Source organism: Streptomyces clavifer, assembly GCF_036345975.1.
Lineage (GTDB): Bacteria > Actinomycetota > Actinomycetes > Streptomycetales > Streptomycetaceae > Streptomyces > Streptomyces clavifer.
In genome coordinates, this window is record NZ_CP107793.1 from 7,325,549 (window position 1) to 7,341,901 (window position 16,353).

10 protein-coding genes and 1 pseudogene are annotated in these 16,353 nt (G+C 71.1%); 6 read left to right on the forward strand and 5 right to left on the reverse strand.

Translation table 11 applies throughout. From position 1 onward, the window contains the following. Window positions 1-194 precede the first annotated feature (194 nt). A complete protein-coding gene (locus tag OG927_RS31665) occupies window positions 195-2,162 on the reverse strand; it encodes an ATP-binding cassette domain-containing protein (RefSeq protein WP_372450676.1) in 1,968 nt (655 codons plus the stop codon). Window positions 2,163-3,723: 1,561 nt separating this feature from the next. Between OG927_RS31665 and OG927_RS31670 the strand changes: the two genes are divergently transcribed. Next, window positions 3,724-5,538, forward strand: a complete 1,815-nt coding sequence (locus tag OG927_RS31670; protein WP_330321196.1) for an ABC transporter ATP-binding protein — start codon at window positions 3,724-3,726, stop codon at window positions 5,536-5,538. A gap of 155 nt (window positions 5,539-5,693) precedes the next feature. Here the strand turns inward: OG927_RS31670 and OG927_RS31675 are convergent, their stop codons facing one another. Continuing rightward, window positions 5,694-6,500: a hypothetical protein gene (locus OG927_RS31675; RefSeq protein ID WP_307840678.1), complete on the reverse strand. Its 807-nt coding sequence runs from the start codon at window positions 6,498-6,500 to the stop codon at window positions 5,694-5,696. A gap of 433 nt (window positions 6,501-6,933) precedes the next feature. Between OG927_RS31675 and OG927_RS31680 the strand changes: the two genes are divergently transcribed. Beyond that, window positions 6,934-8,025 (forward strand): glutamate--cysteine ligase, encoded by a 1,092-nt coding sequence (locus tag OG927_RS31680; protein WP_199862888.1) that lies wholly within the window; start codon window positions 6,934-6,936, stop codon window positions 8,023-8,025. Between the two features lie 113 nt (window positions 8,026-8,138). Here OG927_RS31680 and OG927_RS31685 read toward each other — a convergent pair whose 3' ends face one another. Continuing rightward, entirely contained in the window at window positions 8,139-9,083 is a 945-nt protein-coding gene (locus tag OG927_RS31685; protein WP_056788458.1) for a helix-turn-helix transcriptional regulator, read from the reverse strand. A 172-nt stretch (window positions 9,084-9,255) separates the two neighbouring features. Between OG927_RS31685 and OG927_RS31690 the strand changes: the two genes are divergently transcribed. The 3 genes and pseudogenes from OG927_RS31690 to OG927_RS31700 form a co-directional block, all read left to right on the forward strand. After that, entirely contained in the window at window positions 9,256-10,296 is a 1,041-nt protein-coding gene (locus tag OG927_RS31690) for an NAD(P)-dependent alcohol dehydrogenase (protein WP_056788464.1), read from the forward strand. Between the two features lie 221 nt (window positions 10,297-10,517). Beyond that, window positions 10,518-12,593, forward strand: a complete 2,076-nt coding sequence (locus tag OG927_RS31695; protein ID WP_124280241.1) for a prolyl oligopeptidase family serine peptidase — start codon at window positions 10,518-10,520, stop codon at window positions 12,591-12,593. 69 nt (window positions 12,594-12,662) lie between these two features. Then, window positions 12,663-12,863 (forward strand): annotated as a pseudogene (locus OG927_RS31700) (hypothetical protein); the annotation flags it as partial. Between the two features lie 58 nt (window positions 12,864-12,921). Here OG927_RS31700 and OG927_RS31705 read toward each other — a convergent pair. Further along, window positions 12,922-14,202, reverse strand: a complete 1,281-nt coding sequence (locus tag OG927_RS31705; protein ID WP_124280240.1) for a YhgE/Pip domain-containing protein — start codon at window positions 14,200-14,202, stop codon at window positions 12,922-12,924. A gap of 419 nt (window positions 14,203-14,621) precedes the next feature. Between OG927_RS31705 and OG927_RS31710 the strand changes: the two genes are divergently transcribed. Next, on the forward strand, window positions 14,622-14,990 hold the full coding sequence (locus OG927_RS31710; RefSeq protein WP_330321197.1) for a DUF4232 domain-containing protein: 369 nt from the start codon (window positions 14,622-14,624) through the stop codon (window positions 14,988-14,990). Between the two features lie 59 nt (window positions 14,991-15,049). Here the strand turns inward: OG927_RS31710 and OG927_RS31715 are convergent, their stop codons facing one another. Continuing rightward, on the reverse strand, window positions 15,050-16,165 hold the full coding sequence (locus tag OG927_RS31715) for a protein kinase family protein (protein ID WP_330321198.1): 1,116 nt from the start codon (window positions 16,163-16,165) through the stop codon (window positions 15,050-15,052). Between the last annotated feature and the right edge of the window lie 188 nt (window positions 16,166-16,353).

Consider the following 16,353-nt stretch of genomic DNA (forward strand, 5'->3'; position numbering starts at 1 on the left):
CGGTCGGGAGTGCCCGGCCGGGGTGGCGCGGCGTCGGTGGCGCGCAGCCGTGGTCGGGCCCGCGCTGCCCGTGTGCGGTCCGGTTCCGCTCGTCGGGCGACTGCGCTGCCCCGAACGGATCCTCCGTAGCGGTTGTGCAGGGTCCGGGCCGCGGGCGGTGGACACGGGTGGCGCGGTGTTCGTTGGTGGCGGCCTCATGAGGGCTCCGGGACGGGCGGCGCGCTGGGGTGCGGCACGGACGCGCGGCCCCGGGCGGCGTATTGGGCGGCCTGGGTGGCGAACATGGCCGCGTAGCGGCCCCGGGCGGCCATGAGTTCGTCGTGGCTGCCGTGCTCCGTGAGACGCCCCCGGTCGAGGACGTGGATGGTGTCGGCGTGACGGACGCCGGACATCCGGTGGGTGACCAGGACGACGGCCCGGTGCGGGCCGGCGAGCCGGCGGATGGCGTCGAAGGCGGCGATCTCGGCCTCGGGGTCGAGGGCCGAGGTGGGCTCGTCGACGATCAGGACGCTGTCCGCCGGGCAGGACTCCGTACGCCAGTGGGTGCGGGCCAGGCCGATCTTCTGCCACTCGCCCCCGGAGAGTTCGGACGCTCCGCGGAACACCCGGGCGAGCAGGCTGAGCAGGCCGTGGGGGAGCTTCGCGATGACGGGAGCAGCCCCGGCGAAGTCGACGGAGGGCTGGAGGTCCTCGTGCCCGCCGGGTCGGCCAGGGCGGCCGATGCGGATGTTGAGCGCGGCGGTCACCGGCCAGCGCTGGAAGTCCTGGGTCAGCAGGGACACGCGGTCGAACACCTGCGAGCGGTCGAGCCCGGACAGCTCGGCATCCCCCCAGTGCACCGTGCCGCTCTGCGGCAGCAGCAGCCCGGCGAGGACCTTCATCAACGTGCTCTTCCCCGAGCCGTTCTCGCCGACGACGGCCGTCACCGAGCCCATGGGAAGGACGAGGGAGACACCGTCCAGGGCCGGGGCGTCACGCTCCGGGTAGGCGTAGGTGACGCCCTCGAGGAGGACCTGGCCCACCCTCTCGGGCAGCTGCTGCCCGCCGTCGGGGATGGCCCGCCCCGCGGCCTGGGTCAGGAACCGGTCGTGGTCCCGCACATAGAGGCTCTCCTCGTGCAGTTGGTTGACGTTCATGACGAGGGCGCCCAGGCTCGCCGATCCGGACCGCACGGCGATCACGGCGGTACCCGCCACGGCCAGACTCATGTGACCCGCCATGATCAGCCAGAGCATCACACCGTACGTGCTCGCCATCGCGAGCCCGGAGAGCGCTGCGGCCACCAGCTCGGTCAGTGCCTTGCCGTTCGCCAGCCGCTTCTGCTCGGCCTCGGCGCTCTCCGCCATGCCGCGGTACTTCTCCAGCAGGAACGCGCCCACCCCGTGGATCCGCACCTCCTGGGCTGCGGTGCGCTCGGTCAGCAGATTGCTGATCAGGCGGCCGGCCCGCACGTGCTCGACCCAGGTCATCACCGAGACGTACCGCTGCTGCGCCACCCGCATCGCACCCCAGCCGCGTGGGGCGGCGATCAACAGCAGCATCGGAAGCAGGGCGGGGTGCAGCACGGTCAGGATGCCGGCCGTCGCGATGAGGGAGATCGTGCCGTTCAGCGCGGCCACACAGGCGCTGATCATGCGGCGTGCCGAGGCGGCCCCGAACTGGGCCACATCGATCAGGCGGCGGAACTCAGGATCCTCGATCGCCTCCAGTTCGACCACCGTTGCCGCCGCCAGGTACTCCGTCGTGGCGATCCGTTCGACCAGCGGTTCCAGACGACCGGCCCGTGACGTGGACAGGCCGGCGAAGCCGGCGTTCACCACCGCGACCACCGCGCCGACGATCAGCCCCGGCAGCGCGGCGTGCAGCCGGTCGACGGGCGCCCCGCTGCCGAGCAGGGCGTGCATCACCGAGTTGACGGCCAGCAGACCTACGGCTGCCGCGATGCCCTGGCCGACTTCGCTGATACCGACGACGAGGAGCGCGGGCCGGTCGGCAGCCCATGCCCGGCGCAGCGTGCTCGCGACCAGCCGGGGCATGGTCCGGATCGCCGAGAGCATGGTCAGGTCCAGAGGGGCGCCCTCGTGTTCGGCGAAGCCCATGTCGTAGCGCAGGGGGCCGCCGAAAAGCTCCTGCTCGGCGGCGGAGATCGTCGGTTCGACCATCCGAACCCGTCGTAAGTAGTTCCTCATGTGCTGCCTCCTCGGTCGGAGTTCATCCGGTCAGGGTCGTAGGGCCTTCGAAGCGGGGTGCGGAAGATCGCCACTGTGAAGTGGCGGCGGCTCGCCCGGGGTGCTCCGCCGGAACCCGGAAGCGGTCTTCGTACGGCGCGGATTCCGCGTTGCAGAGGGCTGCCCCGTCCGGCGCCGCGCGACGCCACCGCCCCCGGCCGCCCGCCGCCGAGCGGCCCGGGGCGGCGCCGAGCCCGTACTCCTGGTGACGGATGTCGACGTCGGTCCCGGTCTCTTCCGCTGCCGGGCATCGGGCGGCCCGTGCTTGGCCGGCCGCCGGGGCGAACTGCCGACCACGGCCGCTGCCTTCACCGCGCCGAACGCCGGTACCGCGTGCCGGTAGGCGAAGGTCTCGCTCGTATGGAACTCCGGTTCGGGGGTGGTCTTCACGGAGTACCGGACTCCTGTGCGAACGGTCACCTCCCAGACCCGGGAACCCCCTCGCCCCCGCGACGTGGCTCGCACGCCGGAGATCGGGCCCCCCGTCTTCGCGGCCCGGCGTGAAGCCGGCCGGCACGGCTGTGGCCGCGCTCGTGCCGCGTACCTCGGATCCCGGCGGGGCGAGACCACGGCCACCGGCCGGTGCTCGGCGGTGCGCCGTGCGGGAGTGGGAGCGGGCAGGCTCAGTTCGAACACAGGATGAAGGACGGGGAGGAAGGGCGAGCGATGCATGACGTCTCCTGTGCTGCGGTGGAGCGGACGGATGCTTGGACAACGGGGGTACTTCGTCCCCCGTCACGGGTCCGCGAGGGCGAAATCTCGAACGTGATGTCGTATCGGCCGCGAGGCCCCGGCGGGGCCCATCCCGTGGGACGTGATGTTGAGTTCGAATCACTCCTGTGGGTGTGGGTACTCCCGTCGGGGGATTGCCCGGCCGGGGACGATCCGGCCCCGGGTGCGCCCCGTGCCCAGGGGGAGGCGTGCACCCTCTCGCCGCTCTTGTGTGTGAAGGGCAGGGCGGGGCGGCGTCCGGTGCTGTCGGCGGGAGGGAAACCTTTCCGCGGCGCGGGACGTCGAGCGCCGATGATCCGACTGTCGATCAAGATCATTCATGTTGCAGGGGTGAACGGTTCCGGACACATGTGTGACGGTGCACGGTCGGGTGCTCCCGACTCGTACGTACGTGCGCGCACGGCAGCCGGGAAGGGGTGCGTCACGGCGGGTGCTCTCCCGGGGCCGTGCACACACCGGCGATACGTACGGGCCACCCCGCAGCGAACCAGGGTGGCCTGACGCGTTCACGGCGTAGCCGGTGGCCGATAAAAACGCGTGGACCCCGCGGACACTGCCACGGGACACTGCGACGCCTGACCTCCCGTACTCGCGCGGACACCTCGCCGCGAGCCGCGCGGAGGCTCCGCCGTCATGCCCGGCTCGGTCGCGAGGCGACCGGCCGAGGGCATGCCGCACCGGATCGCCCCCGCGGCCGGTACCGCGACGACGCCTCCCCGGAGGCGCGCGCAGCGGGCTCGCCGCACGAACGCACAGGGTGGGGATGGGATTGTCCGAAGCGCGTGAGGAATGGCCGGGCAAGGGGTCGGTGCTCCTGGCACTGCGCTACTACGGGAGGGAGTTGGTCCGCCACCGCTGGCTTACGGCACCCGCGATGCTCCTGCCGGCCCTGGGCAACATCGGCATCAACTACATCGCCCCGCTGATCGTCGCCAAGCTCGTCGGCCACATCGCCGACGGCGGGGGGACCGCACTCGGTTCGCTGCTGCCCTACGTGGTCGCCTTCGCCGGCGTCCTGCTGCTCGCGGAGGCCCTGTGGCGCGTCGGTCTGCACTTCCTGAACCGCCTCGACGCCCGGGGTATCGAGGACCTGTACGTGATCGGAATGGATGAGCTGTTCGCCAAGGACGCCACCTTCTTCCACGACAACTTCGCCGGGTCGCTGACCAAGCGTGTCCTGAGCTTCGCCTCCCGCTTCGAGGAGTGCGTCGACACGCTCACCTTCTCGGTCGTGGGCAGCTTCGTGCCGCTGATCTTCGGGTCGGTCGTGCTGTGGAGCTACGAACCGCTGCTCGTCGTGGGCCTCCTGACGATGATCGCCCTGACCGCGCTGTGCGTGCTGCCACTCATCCGCCGCCGGCAGAGGCTCGTCGACCAGCGCGAGGAGGCGATCGCCCAGGTGTCCGGCCACGTGGCCGACAGTCTGATGAACATGGACACGGTCCGGGCCTTCGGCGCCGAGGAACGCGAGGCCGCCGAGCACCGCTCCCGCGTCGCGGAGTCCCGCCGGCTCACCCTGCGGTCGTGGGACTACGGCAACCTGCGCATCGACACGCTGGTCGCCCCGATGTCCGTACTGACCAATGCCATGGGCCTGCTGCTCGCGGTCACCCTCGGCGGGGGCGGCCACGGCGTGGAGGCGGTCGTCGTCGCCTTCACCTACTACAGCAACGCCACGCGGATCATGTTCGAGTTCAACCAGATCTACCGTCGCCTGGAAAGCTCGATGACGGAGGCGGGGCAGTTCACCGAACTGCTGTTGTCACAGCCGACCGTGCTCGACCCGCCTTCGCCGGAGCCGCTGCGGTCCGAGGCCGCCGGCGTCCGCTTCGAGCAGGTGACCTTCGCCCACGCAGGAGGCAGACCGCTCTTCGACGGCCTCGATCTCGATGTGCGCGCTGGCGCGAAGATCGGGCTCGTCGGCCGGTCCGGCGGTGGCAAGACCACGCTCGGCCGCCTGCTGCTGCGGATGACGGACATCGACGCCGGCCGGATCCTGATCGGCGGACAGGACATCAGCAAGCTCCGGCAGGCCGATCTGCGCAGCCTGATCGGCTACGTGCCGCAGGACCCGGCGATGTTCCACCGCTCCCTGCGCGACAACATCGCTTTCGCCCGGCCGGACGCGACCGAGGCGGAGATCCGCCGCGCGGCCGAGGCGGCGCACGTCACGGAGTTCGCCGACGCGCTGGCGGACGGCTTCGACACCATGGTGGGCGAGCGGGGTGTCAAGCTCTCCGGGGGACAGCGGCAGCGTGTCGCGCTCGCCCGGGCGATTCTGCGGGACGCGCCCATCCTGCTGCTCGACGAGGCGACCAGCGCCCTGGACTCCGAGAGTGAAGTCCTCGTCCAGAAGGCGTTGTGGCACCTCATGGAGGGGCGGACGGCGCTGGTGGTGGCGCACCGGCTCAGCACAGTCGCCGGCATGGACCGGCTCGTCGTCCTCGACCACGGACGAATCGTCGAGCAGGGCACGCACGAGCAGCTGCTCGCCACGGAAGGCGCCTACGCGAAGCTGTGGCGGCACCAGTCGGGCGGCTTCCTGGACGGCGCCCGCGAGCAGGCCGACCTGGCCTGAGCCCGGAGCCCGGAGTTCGAGGACACGGGTCCGCGGCCCGGGCCCGGTCGCGTGGCACCGGCGTACGAGCGGCCCCCGGCACCCTGCCTGGGCCCCCGGATGCCCGGCGCCCCCGTCCGGCACGGCCCCCGGGGCCCGGGCAGCCCCCTCACGCGTCACCCCGGCGGAGCCTCCGATGCGAGCCATGCCGTCCCGAGTCCGTCCAGCCACGCCGGGGGCAGTTCCGCGTGCTCCCACTCCGTCCGGAGCGCCAGCGGTGCGGCGGTGAGGCGTTCGAGCACGGCGATGCTCGTGGGGGAGTGGAGGAGGGAGTAGCGGCCGTGAACGGCGATGCGGCTGCGGGGCCCGTACCGCGCGTACAACCGTGTCAGTCGCTCCCGATGGGACTCGGTGAACTGCTCCAGCCGTCCGGCGTACCCGACCCGTTCCACGACGCTCATCGTGCCGAGTGCCGCCGTGAGGACCTCGTCCGAGACCTCCGGGTCGAGAGCGGAGACGTCGCCGAATGCGAGGGAGAGCGGCGTCACGGCCACCTTCGCGCGCTCCACGTCCACTCTCCCGACGGGGTGATGGCCTCGCGCGGCGTCCCCCGCCGGGGCCGGTGTTCCCGCGCCGATGGCACGCTCCAGGGCGCGCCCGGCGATGCGGGCGAGCTCGTCACCGACGGCCCGGGCGCCGTCACGCCAGCCGACGGCATACAGCTCCCCCTTCTCGTCCGGGACGCCCTCGGCCCTCCCGGCCTCACTGCGCGCGTCCGCGACCGCGCCGGCCTCGACGAGCGCGATCAGTTCTTCGGCCTCGTCCCGGAACACTCCGGCGCGGCCCAGGAGTTCGAAGAGGGTCTCCTTCGCGTTCATGACACTGGCGGAGTCCAGCGGGTCCACTTCGGCGGTGTCGATCGGGTCCTCCTCGTCGGCCTGGGACGGTGCCGGCGCTCCGGCAGGACATGGCACTCCGGTCACCCTCTCCCTGCCCCGGCTGTGGGGCTGCCAGTCGGGGCGGCCGACGTCCAGCTTCTCAAGTGTCCACTCTCCATGACACGGAAGGCCGCCGCCGTGCCCAGGTCTCCCCGTGATCGCTTCGTGTCGCGAACCACTCCCCGGGGGCCGCCGGTCGTGAACGGGGCGGTCCTGCGACTGCCCGGTGTCCGCGTGTGACCACCCCGGCCCGGCACGAGTCCGGTCGGAGCCGTGAGGGGTCTCACCGGGGAGGCACCTGGGACGTGAAGCAGGACGCGCAGGCGCAGGGCGCCGAGGGGGATGTCGTGCAGTAGGGGGCATCGCTCCGCCCGGCATGGGATGCCGGGCCGTATAGCCACCGGGCCGTGTGATCCGGGGTGTCACACGCCGTTGCCGGGGCACCTGGAAAGTCAGAGAGGCTGGGAGGAAGGACATGATGGTGCGGACGGTGGGTGTCGAGGAGGAGCTGCTGCTCGTCGACGAACAGAGCGGTGAGCCCCGTGCTCTTTCGACGGCTGTGCTGGCCTTCGCGGAGAGCCGTGCGGACGGGGACTCGGCCTTCGAAGCGGAGCTCCATGACCAGCAACTGGAGTTCGCCACCGAACCGCGCGCCGACATGCGTGAGCTCGCGGACGAGATACTCCGGTGGCGGGCCGAGGCGGCGGAGAGCGCCGCCCGGGCCGGGGCCGCGGTGGCGGCCCTCGCCACCGCGCCCCTGCCGGTCAGTCCCGCGATCGGTAACGGTGAGAGGCACCGTTGGCTGGCCGAGAGGTTCGGTCTGACCGCGCAGGAGCAGCTGACCGGCGGATGCCACGTACACGTCTCGGTGAACTCGGACGATGAGGGCGTCGGTGTGCTGGACCGCATACGGCCCTGGCTGTCGGTGCTGCTCGCGATGAGCGCCAACTCGCCGTTCTGGCAGGGCCGCGACTCGGCGTACGCCAGTTACCGGAGCAGGGTCTGGGGACGCTGGCCGTCAGCCGGACCGGTCGAGATCTTCGGCTCCGCGGAGCGCTACCACGAGGAGGTCGACGCCCTCGTCGGTACGGGAGTCCTGCGCGACAAGGGAATGATCTACTTCGACGCACGGCTCTCGCACCGGTACCCGACGGTCGAGGTCCGCGTGGCGGACGTGTGCCTGGATCCGGCCGACGCCGCGCTGCTCGCCACACTCGTGCGCGGGCTGGTCGAGACAGCGGCACGCAGCTGGTCGGACGGTGAGCCGGCCGATCCGGTCGGGGTGGGTGTCCTGCGTATGGCCGCCTGGCAGGCCGGCCGCTCGGGGCTGGAGGGGAAGCTGCTGCACCCGGGCACCATGCGCCCCGAGCCCGCGTCCGACGTCGTGGGCGCGTTGCTCGCGCACGTCCGTGACGCCCTGGAGGAGAGCGGCGACCTCGCATCGACCGAGACCGCGCTCAAGAGTCTGCTGGAGCGCGGGACGGGGGCACGGAGCCAGCGGGAGGCACTCGCCCGCACGGGCAGTCTCCGCGCCGCCGTGGCCGAGTGCGTGTCCAGGACGCGCGGCTGACCCAGGGGCTGTCGGCCCGTACGGTGTCCGGACGCGGCGCCCGCCCTCACGGTCGGGCCGCCGTCCTCCGCGCCGGTTGCATCCCCGCACCGGGACCCCGGCCCCGCACGGCGCTACTGCTTCCCGGGTACGGACGTGCCGGCACGCGTCGCGTCCGTACCCCAGCTGGCGAGCAGGCGCAGCGCCTCAGCGGACGCCGAACCCGGCTCCGCGTGATACACGACCACCGACTGCTCGGCGTCGTCGGGCAGCGCGAACGTCTCGAAGGAGAGTGACATCTCACCCACCAGCGGGTGGTGCAGCCGCTTGACGCCGTGGCTCTTCTCCTTGACGTCGTGGGTGGCCCACAGCCGCCGGAACTCCTGGCTCTTCACCGAGAGCTCGCCGACGAGAGCGGAGAGTCGCGGGTCGTCGGGGTGGCAGCCCGCGTCCATCCTCAGGTAGCTGACGATGTCCGACGCCTTCTGGTCCCACTCCACGAACAGCTCTCGGTACTCCGGCTTGAGGAACACCAGCCGCGCCCAGTTCCGCTCCTGCGGCTGCAGCTCCGACCAGTCACCGAAGACCGCCGCGGCCATCCGGTTCCAGGCGAGGATCTCCGCCCGCCGCCCGGACACGTACGCGGGGACACCGTCCATCGTGTCGAGCAGCCGGCTCAGGGATCCGCGCACCCGCTGCTGCCGTGCCGACGACTTCTTCCTGTGCTGCTTGGGCTTCGCGAGGTGGGTGAGATGCGCCTGCTCGGCGTCCGTCAGTCTCAGCGCCCGCGCGATCGCGTCCAGTACCTCCCCGGACACGTTCCGTCCGTTTCCCTGCTCGAGGCGGGTGTAGTACGCCACGGACACACCCGCCAGCTGGGCCAGCTCCTCGCGACGCAGCCCCGGGACCCGGCGGTGCCGTCCGTAGTCGGGCAGCCCGACGTCCTCCGGCTTCAACCGGGCACGCCTGCTGCGCAGGAACTCGCTGAGTTCTGCACGCCGGTCGAGGGACCGCCCCATGTCGTCACCGGGAGCGGCGCCGCCGCCCGGCCGTCGCTCGTCAACCGGCTGCTCGTCCATGGGGCCCAGTATCCACCGTCGTACGCACAGCATCCTGTCCCCGCCAGTGGTAGGACCGCTGGACGTAGGCAGAACCGTGGTCTGGGTGAAGCCCGCGAGCTGGGGCAGGCTGGACGACGTGCCCGGACGGAAGGCTGCCGGGCACCGGACCACTCCTTAGGAGAACTCCCGTATGACCACTGTCGCCGCGTACGCCGCACCCGCCGCCAAGGCTCCGCTGGAGCGCACCACCATCGAGCGTCGTGCGGTCGGCGAGTACGACGTCCTGATCGACATCAAGTTCGCCGGCATCTGCCACTCGGACATCCACCAGGCCCGCGACGGCTGGGCCGAGGGCATCTTCCCGATGGTGCCGGGCCACGAGATCGCCGGTGTCGTCACCGAGGCCGGCCCCGGCGTCACCAAGTTCGCCGTGGGCGACCGCGTCGGAGTCGGCTGCATGGTCGACTCCTGCCGCGAGTGCGACAACTGCAAGGCCGGCCTCGAGCAGTACTGCGTGAAGGGCAACACCGGCACCTACAACGCCGTGGACAAGAACGGCGAGCCCACCTACGGCGGCTACTCGTCGCACATCGTCGTGGACGAGAACTACACCCTCCGCATCCCCGACGGCCTGGCGCTGGACGAGGCCGCGCCGCTGCTCTGCGCAGGCATCACCACGTACTCCCCGCTGAAGCACTGGAACGCCGGTCCGGGCAAGAAGGTCGCCGTCCTCGGTATGGGCGGCCTCGGGCACATGGGCGTCAAGATCGCGCACGGGCTCGGCGCGGAGGTGACCGTGCTCTCGCAGTCCCTGCGCAAGCAGGAGGACGGACTGAAGCTCGGCGCCGACCACTACTACGCCACCAGCGACCCGAAGACCTTCGAGGAACTGGCCGGCACGTTCGACATCATCCTCTCCACGGTCTCCGCACCGCTGGACTTCGGTGCCTACCTCTCCCTCCTGAAGACGGATGGCGCGCTGGTGAACGTCGGCGCCCCGGAGGAGCCGATCTCCGTCAACCTCTTCTCGCTGATCGGCGGCCGTAAGTCCCTTTCGGGCTCCGGTATCGGCGGTATCCAGGAGACCCAGGAGATGCTCGACTTCTGCGCCGAGCACGGCCTCGGGGCGGAGATCGAGCTGATCGCCGCGTCCGAGATCAACGAAGCGTACGAGCGCGTGCTGAACAGCGATGTGCGCTACCGGTTCGTGATCGACGCGGCGACGATCTGAGGTCGTGAACCTTCCGTCCCGGCCCTGCGACCGTCTTCGGCGCGGAGTGCCGGGACGGCAGGTGCCCGGCTGGGCTCGGACACCCTCCGCGGCCGGGCACCCGGCCAACACTTCGGCAGCACACGAGGGCCGAGGCCGGCTGCCCGTACGAGCGGGCAGCCGGGCCCGGTGCCGGCGGCCGGACCGGCGCTGTCGTCGGCCGTGAGGGACGGCCACCGGGAATGTGGTCCCGCCACGCGTCCCGGACCTGCACAATTCACCGTGTGACTGATCGTGATCCGTACCTGTGGCTGGAAGACATCGAGAGTGAGGCCGCGCTCGCGTGGGTGGCCGAGCGGAACGCGGAGACGGCGGCCGAGCTGGCCGGCGGTACCGGGTTCGCCGCCCTGAAGAGAAGCCTGCGGGAGGTGCTGGACGCCTCGGACCGTATCCCCTACACCGTCCGTCGCGGCGCTTTCCTCTACGACTTCTGGCAGGACGCCGAGCACGTGCACGGTCTCTGGCGGCGTACGACCCTGGAGCAGTACCGCAAGGACGACCCGGAATGGGACGTCCTGATCGACGTCGACGCGCTCGTCGCCGCGGAGGGCGAGCCATGGGTGTGGGCCGGTGCACGGGTGCGTTGCCCCGACTACGACCGGGCACTGGTGTGCCTGTCACGCGACGGCGCCGATGCCGTCGCCGTGCGCGAGTTCGACCTGGTGACCCGGACCTTCGTCGAGGGCGGCTTCCAGGTGCCCGAGGCGAGGACGAGGATCGGGTGGATCGACGCCGACACCGTTTTCATCGGTACGGACTTCGGCCCCGGCTCGCTGTCCGACTCCGGCTACCCGCGCACGGTCCGCCGGTGGCGACGCGGTACGCCGCTGGAAGAGGCTGCCCTGGTCTTCGAGGGCGGGGCGGGAGACGTGTCGGTCGGGGGATGGCATGACAACACACCGGGGTTCGAAAGGGACTTCATCGCCCGTTCGCTGGACTTCCACCGTAGCGAGACGTTCCTCCTGGCCCCCGACGCCTCGCTCGTGAGGATCGATGTTCCCGACGACGCCAGTGCTCACGTCCATCGCGAGCACCTGATCGTCACCCTCAAGTCGGACTGGCTGGGACACCGGGCGGGCTCCTTGCTCGTGTTCGGCTTCGACGCCTTCCTGGCGGGCGACCGCACCGCTCAGGTGCTGTTCACCCCGGACGCGCGGACTGCCCTGGCCGGGTACGCGTGGACCCGTCATCACCTCATCCTGGAGACGATGCACGACGTGAGCACCCGTATGGACGTGCTGACCCCCACGTCCGACGGCCCGTGGGCGCGTGCGCCGCTCACAGACGTCCCGGCACTGTCCGCCGCCGCGATCGTGGACACGGACCCCGACGTCTCCGACGAGTACTTCCTGGACGTGTCGGGGTTCCTGCAGCCGTCCACGCTCCACCGCGGGCAGATCGGCGCCGACACGGAAATCCTCAAGCAGGCTCCGGCCCGCTTCGACGCGGCAGGCCTGGCGGTACGGCAGTTCTTCGCGACTTCCCGGGACGGCACACAGGTGCCCTACTTCGTGGTCGGGCCCGGCGGTGCCACCGACGGCCCCGGCCCTGCCCTGCTCTACGGATACGGCGGCTTCGAGGTATCTCTCACCCCCTACTACAGCTCGGTGACGGGCCGGGCGTGGACGGCGCGCGGCGGCACCTACGTGCTGGCCAACATCCGTGGGGGCAGCGAGTACGGACCGGACTGGCACCGGGCCGCGCTCGGCGCGGACCGGCCGCGAGCCTTCGAGGACTTCGCGGCCGTCGCCGAGGACCTCGTCGCGCGGGGCATCACCACCCCGCCCATGCTGGGCGCCATGGGCGGCAGCAACGGTGGCCTGCTCATGGGCGCGATGCTCACCCGCTATCCGCAGTCGTTCGGTGCGATCGTCGCCGAGGTGCCGCTGCTGGACATGCTCCGATTCCACCGGCTCCTCGCCGGTTCGTCCTGGACCGCCGAGTACGGCAACCCGGACGACGAGGCCGATCGCCCGCATCTCCGCGAGCTCTCGCCCTACCACCGGCTCACCGCGGGCCGGCCCTACCCGCCGGTCCTGCTCATGACCTCCACCCGCGACGACCGGGTCCACCCCGGCCATGCGCGCAAGGCCGCCGCCCGGCTGCGCGAGCTCGGCCACCCGGTCCTGCTCCACGAGGACGCGGGAGGTGGCCACACGGGCGCCGGTGACAACGAACGGACCGCCCACAACAGGGCCCTCGTATACACCTTCCTGTGGCAGCACCTCGCACCGGCGGTTCCGCCGGTCTCCGGCTGACCGGGAGGAGGCCGGAGTAGGTGCGACATCGGTCGTGCCCCTCCCGGAGGCTTCCGGGAGGGGCACGACAGGGTGCTGCACACCCTCGCGCTCGACGTACTCGACGGGCGGATCCGGACGATCCGCTCGGTGATCAACCCCGACAAGCTCGGGCACGTGGGCCCGGTGGCGGACGCATGGGCGATCGACCGCGAGCTACGACAGACGCGCCGGCCCCCGGTACGGTGCCCGTCCTTCCGCCTCCGGGCACCCGGCTCGCCCATCGAGTGAGGGACGCTCCGTTCGCGCCGGGCCGTCGTCCGCGAGAGCTCAGGCACCGGTGGTCGGATCACGCGGGCTGCGGCGTGAGTCGCTTGTGGCCCTTCCGGTCGTAATACGCGGTCATCACGAAGCCGAAGACCAGAGCGAGCACGGTACCGACCGCGATCATGGTCCAGGCCCGGGCGAGCCCGGCGTCACCGCGCGCGTCGAAGTAGAGGATCGCGCGGACGCCGTCGCTCAGCTGTCGCATGGGCTCGAAGTGGGAGAGGAAGCGGTAGAACCCGGGTACCGCCTGCAGCGGCACGGTGGCGCCCGAGGACGGCAGTCCCAGAACGATGAACACGAACATGGAGACGAGTTGGCCGATCCCGCCGAACGCGGCGTTGATGGCCTGTACGCCGAGGCCGACCGCCAGGGCCGCGCAGTAGGAGTAGATCCACAGCAGCGGGATGTGGGTCGCGTCCATGCCGAGGATGCCGACGCAGGCGAGCACCACGAGGGAGACGCTGAGGACGGTGATGCCCGCCGTCATGGCCATCTTCAGAAGCAGCGTCTGGGTGCGGCTGATCGGCACGGTCGGCCGGCGCGTGTGCCACGGGCCGATCTCGTTGTCGGCGTAGCCGAGGCCGGTGTCTACACCGTTGCTGATGACGTTGCCGCCCATGAAGCCTGCCAGTACCAGCAGCAGGGTGTAGTAGAAGGCGCTCAGGCCGAGACCGCTGTGGCTTCCGACGGGATGGCCGACCCGGGTGGTGACGGAGACGGGGTCGGTGAGCAGGAGCTTCTGCGTGGGGTCTGCTTCGGGGGCGGACGACGTCAGCTGTTTTCCGATCGTCAGGGAGGCCCGGTGCGCGGCCGCCGTGGCGATCTGGCTCGCGAGGGAGGAACCGAGGCTGCCCTTGCCGGGGTTGGTCAGCACCGTCAGCGTCGGGCGGGAAGTGGCGCTCGTGGTGGTGAGCGCGGCGACGGAGCCGGTGAAACCGGCCGGGATGACCAGGGCGCCGTAGATCCTGTCGGAGTCCAACTGGTCCTGGGTCTGCCGGAGAGTGAGCGTGCGCCACTCGGCCTTTCCGCCCGCCCCGTCGGAGACGACGGCCCGCGTGATCTGTGTGCCCAGATTCGTCTCCTGCCCGGGCAGGGGCTTCCCCCGGTCTCCGTTGACGAGCGCGATCGGCAGGTCGCGCAGTTCGCTCTGCGGGCTGACGATGCCGCCCATGTAGAGCAGGGACAGCAGCAGGGCGAGCAGCCCGGTGAGAACGGTGGGCACCAGCCACAGCTTGGGGAGGCGCAAGAGAGCGCCGGCGCGTGCCTGCGGGCCGGTGTCGGGGGTGGTGCCGTCGGCGGTCATCATTCTCCGTCGTGTCGGGGACCTGCGGTGGGCATCGGCTCGGGAGCCGATCGTGGGCGAGATCGCCGGGGTCCGGACGGGGGAGTACGGCGAGTCGTCCCGAGCCGTGCCGTACTTCGCTCGGCTGGAGCATCCCGAACAGTCAGGCGGTCTGCTCGCGGAGGGGCTACGGACCGGACCGTTCCACCCGGCTCTGCTCGTTCGCCGGTGCCGGGACGATCCTTTCCGAGCACCGTGGGATCGCCGGAACGGCAGGCGACCGGAACCCGCGGCCAACGGGCACCGGGCGCGTACCCGTCCGGCCTCGCCGATTCCGGGCGACCGCGCTGTGCGTCGACGCGCGGCCGGGCCGGCTCCACCCGTCCGGAGCCCGCGGCACCGGTCAGGGAGACCGGCGTTGCACGGCCGAAAGGGTGACCATGGGTCTCGGCCGCGCCGACGCGGGCGCCGGACAGATCTACTACCGGCTCACCTTCGAGAACACCTCCGAGGCCCCCTGCACCCTGCGCGGTTTCCCCGGCGTCTCACTGATAGCGCGTGACGGCGGCGTGATCGGCGCACCGGCCGAGCGAGAGGGTGCTACGAGGGCGCAGACGGTCATCGGTCCAGGGAAGACCGCGCACGTCACCCTGCACACGCTGAACCGGGGCATCGACGACTCCGCCTGCTGGGACCCGCCCGACCACCTCAGGGTCTATCCGCCCGGCTCCGCCGAAGCACCCACCCTGCGTGCCCCCGAACTCCGCATCTGCGGCGACCGCTTCACGACCACCGCGGTGGGCGGATGACCGGCCGGGCCGGGCTGGAACCGCTGCGCGGGGAGCTGGTCGGTTCGTCGACCGCGGTTTCACTGCGGAAGCTGCCCGACAGCCGGTTCGCCACCCGCGTGTGACCGGCCGTCGCTGTCCGCGCTGTCGGCCTCCATCCGGGAGATGGCTTCCAGCGGATGGGGAGTCGCCCGGCTCACCTGCTGGAACGCCCGATAGAAGTCACCCATCACCGCGGCGACCGGCGCGTCACGGAGAAGGAGCGTCGCGACCGATGCCGGCACTTCCGCCGGGGATACGCCTTCGGCGCAGCCGTGCACGAACGCTCTGCGTTCCTCCGGTGTGTATTCGTGGAGTGCGACGGCCAGCCAGTTCACCAGGTGTGTGCTGATGTAGCACTGGTCGTAGGTGCGGTGTTGGCCGAAGAAGTCGGCCTCGTCCCGTGCGAGCTCGAAGCGGGAGGAGATCGCGAGGCCGAAGTCGGTGAAGAAGAGCTGTCGGCCGTCGGTGAGGATGTTCTCGAAGTGGGCGTCGAAATGCAGCAGCCCGCGGGCGTTCATGAAGGAGATGCCGGCTCTCAGCTCGTCGTCGACCATGGCACAGGCCCGCTCGGCCGTCTCGTCATCGGCCCCGATCCGGACGCCCAACCAGTCGTGCAGGTTCTGGGGGATGTACTCCAGGAACAGCACGAGGCTTGCGGTGGACTGCTGGAGGGCTTCGATCCGGCGGCGTACCTCCGATCCGCCTCCCCAGTAGGCGACCGCTCGATCCACATCGGCCAGTTCCTCGGGAAGTGGCCGGCCGGCATCTGGTACCACCCGCCAGTGGTACATCAGGGGGAAGCCCTCGTGTTCTCCCGCGACCACCCAGTTGGTCGTCATGGTGTGCACGGCCAGCTCCCGCCAGGCCCCGAACCCCGGGCCGCCGATGGTACCGATGCCGTAGTGGCAGAAGGCCGGGAGGTCGAACAGATTCGCGGTGGAGTGAACATGCTCAGGCCGTCGTTCCAGATCGGTCAGCCGTACCTGCTTGACGAAGACGGGCGTTCCCTCGACCTCCAACAGGACCGTATTCCCACCGATGCCCGACCCCAGCGGTGCGCCGGCGTCCACGAACGCGCGCAGACCGCGGTCACTGCGCAGCGCCAGCGACGTGGAAACGGTGCCGTGGGCGGTCAGACGAGCACCACGGGACATGTCGGGGCCCTTCATCGCGCCTCCCACCGTGCCCCGCCTCTTGCTCAACGGCCGCCGTGGCACCGGGGCGGGGGTCGAAGGCCACCCTCCCACGTCGGGCCCGGTGGGTGTGGCGTAACCGAGTTGCCTCTGGGGCCGTTGCGGCTGGGTGGCGACAATCGGAGACCAAACCGCGCACCCCCGGGCGC

Coding starts and splice junctions, on each gene's coding strand:
- OG927_RS31680 (WP_199862888.1), top strand. CDS start 6,934: ATGGTGCGGACGGTGGGTGTCGAGGAGGAGCTGCTGCTCGTCGACGAA.
- OG927_RS31705 (WP_124280240.1), bottom strand. CDS start 14,202: ATGACCGCCGACGGCACCACCCCCGACACCGGCCCGCAGGCACGCGCC.
- OG927_RS31685 (WP_056788458.1), bottom strand. CDS start 9,083: ATGGACGAGCAGCCGGTTGACGAGCGACGGCCGGGCGGCGGCGCCGCT.
- OG927_RS31665 (WP_372450676.1), bottom strand. CDS start 2,162: ATGGTCGAACCGACGATCTCCGCCGCCGAGCAGGAGCTTTTCGGCGGC.
- OG927_RS31670 (WP_330321196.1), top strand. CDS start 3,724: ATGGGATTGTCCGAAGCGCGTGAGGAATGGCCGGGCAAGGGGTCGGTG.
- OG927_RS31690 (WP_056788464.1), top strand. CDS start 9,256: ATGACCACTGTCGCCGCGTACGCCGCACCCGCCGCCAAGGCTCCGCTG.
- OG927_RS31715 (WP_330321198.1), bottom strand. CDS start 16,165: ATGTCCCGTGGTGCTCGTCTGACCGCCCACGGCACCGTTTCCACGTCG.
- OG927_RS31695 (WP_124280241.1), top strand. CDS start 10,518: ATGTGGTCCCGCCACGCGTCCCGGACCTGCACAATTCACCGTGTGACT.
- OG927_RS31710 (WP_330321197.1), top strand. CDS start 14,622: ATGGGTCTCGGCCGCGCCGACGCGGGCGCCGGACAGATCTACTACCGG.